Origin of the sequence: Empedobacter sp. R132-2 (assembly GCF_030324375.1) — a bacterium.
GTDB classification, from domain to species: Bacteria; Bacteroidota; Bacteroidia; order Flavobacteriales; family Weeksellaceae; genus Empedobacter; species Empedobacter falsenii_B.
The window spans coordinates 1-1,903 of record NZ_JACAGG010000069.1 but is presented as its reverse complement, the minus strand read 5'-3'; the positions used below and the strand labels follow the sequence as shown (position 1 = coordinate 1,903).

Sequence of the window (1,903 nt, the reverse complement as noted above, 5' to 3'; positions counted from 1 at the left end):
AAATTGCTTTGTTTCATAATTATCCCTAAGTTAATAAACTATATTTTTAAACGTTCCGTTTTTTAGGGAAGATTACATATACATTTGTCTCAATAAATGCAAACATATGTATATAAATAAGGAAGAAGATGCAAAAGACATCTTAACAAGGGAGGAGACGGCGAGATTATTATCAATTTCATTACCGACTCTTTGGAATTGGACAAAAAAGAACATTTTAACAGCCTATGGAATTGGGGGGCGGGTTTATTACAAAAAAGATGAGGTTATTAATGCATTAATTCCATTTAATCAATTATGAAAACAGTGAAATTATTACCTCATCAATTTAGAGGAACAGGAGAGGTAAAAGGTTATTCTTTTACAAAAATAGATGAATCTGAAAAAGCTTTTATTTATGAAAAAGTATCAACTACAGGGAAAAAGAGTTATGAAGTGTTTGAAAAAAGAGTTAATAGAAGGTTTTTATCTCAACGATATCCTAAGTCTCATGATTTCGGAATTTGGGCTTGGGAGTGTTCAAGTTTTAATAGTGCATTTAAAAGATTTAACGAATTAAGTAATTAAAATGAAGGTATTAATCCAAAAGCAAATTTTAATTGATTTAAAGTTAGAACTGCACAGTAGGAATAAGATTAAACAAATGGACTATTATGTTTATTTTGTAAGTCTATTAAATAATTTAAGAGTAAAACATAGGGGAGATGAGCAAGTAGATTCAATAGTTAGATTAAACTCTTCTAAAATGAAAAAGGTATATTATAATTATTCTTTAGTTATTAAAGATTTACAAGATTTTGGTATAATCAATAAAGTTTCAAATTATAGTGCAGATTTAAAAAAATCGAATGGTTATCTAATAAATGATAAATATATCAGCAATGATTTAGAAAGTTATAATTTAACTAAAACTGCACTACTTAAAAAGCTTAATTCAATATCAAAAGAAATTCCGAAACATAGGATATTTTTAAAATCTTATTTTAATGACAAGTTAACTTTTGATTTTGATAAAGCTATTGAGTATATAGAATCTAATTACAATAAAAATCAAGGGCAGAAGTACGAAAATCGAATTATAATTGCTAATAATTGGAAACATAGGATTTTTGAATATTCTGTAAATGAAGATACAGATAATAGATTTCATTCTCTTTTTACACGAACGCCTAAAGATTTAAGGGAGTTTATAAAATATGATAATGAAGAATTAATAGGTTATGACTTAAAATCATCACAATTATTCTTTTTGTCTTTAATCCTTAAATCAATTATTGAAGACGATATAGATTTAAGAGAAGAAATAGGTTTTATTAATTTTTATGACGGTTTAGACTTACAATATGAAATAGAATCACTGTCGCTAAATAATGAAGAGATCAATACGTTTATAAATATTGTGCTGAATCAAGATATTTATGATTGGTTTTCGGATAAAATAGATTGTTGTTTTGATGTAGTAGAAGATAAATTTTACGTTGAATATACATCAAAAGGAAAGTTGGTAAAGGAATATTATGAAACTAGAAGAGAGTTGTCAAAAAAGGCTTTTATGATAATTCTTAATACAGGAGTAGATTGTAAAAATGCATTTTATAAAACTTTTAATGATTGTTTTCCCGAGATAAGTCGGATTATTAAAATAATTAAAAAGTTTTATCCAATGCATAAGATTCTACAACAAGTAGAATCTTTTGTTTTATTAGACTGTGTTGCAAATGATATTGATAAAGAAAATATTCCGCTACTAACAATTCATGATTGTTTTTACACCAACAAATCAAATGGAAAGAAACTAGAGCAATTAATGAAGAAGTATATTAAACAACCGGTAGTGCATTTGTATTAGATTGTATATAAAAGTTGTACAACCTGCTAAAAAGCAGTAAATTGTAGTTACTAC

The 1,903-nt window shown here is 26.0% G+C and carries 3 protein-coding genes; all 3 read left to right on the top strand.

Going from position 1 to position 1,903, the window contains the following annotated elements; all coding sequences use genetic code 11:
• Positions 1-106 precede the first annotated feature (106 nt).
• From HXZ69_RS15140 to HXZ69_RS15130, 3 genes are read left to right on the top strand one after another with little or no spacing between them, the layout of a single operon-like run.
• Positions 107-301, top strand: a complete 195-nt coding sequence (locus HXZ69_RS15140) for a helix-turn-helix domain-containing protein (RefSeq protein WP_286496458.1) — start codon at positions 107-109, stop codon at positions 299-301.
• The gene (locus tag HXZ69_RS15135) at positions 298-567 is read left to right on the top strand and encodes a hypothetical protein (RefSeq protein ID WP_286496457.1); all 270 of its coding nucleotides are present in this window, start codon (positions 298-300) and stop codon (positions 565-567) included. Before HXZ69_RS15140 ends, HXZ69_RS15135 begins: the two co-directional genes overlap by 4 nt.
• A 1-nt stretch (position 568) precedes the next feature.
• Positions 569-1,849: a hypothetical protein gene (locus HXZ69_RS15130; protein WP_286496456.1), complete on the top strand. Its 1,281-nt coding sequence runs from the start codon at positions 569-571 to the stop codon at positions 1,847-1,849.
• Positions 1,850-1,903: the final 54 nt, after the last annotated feature.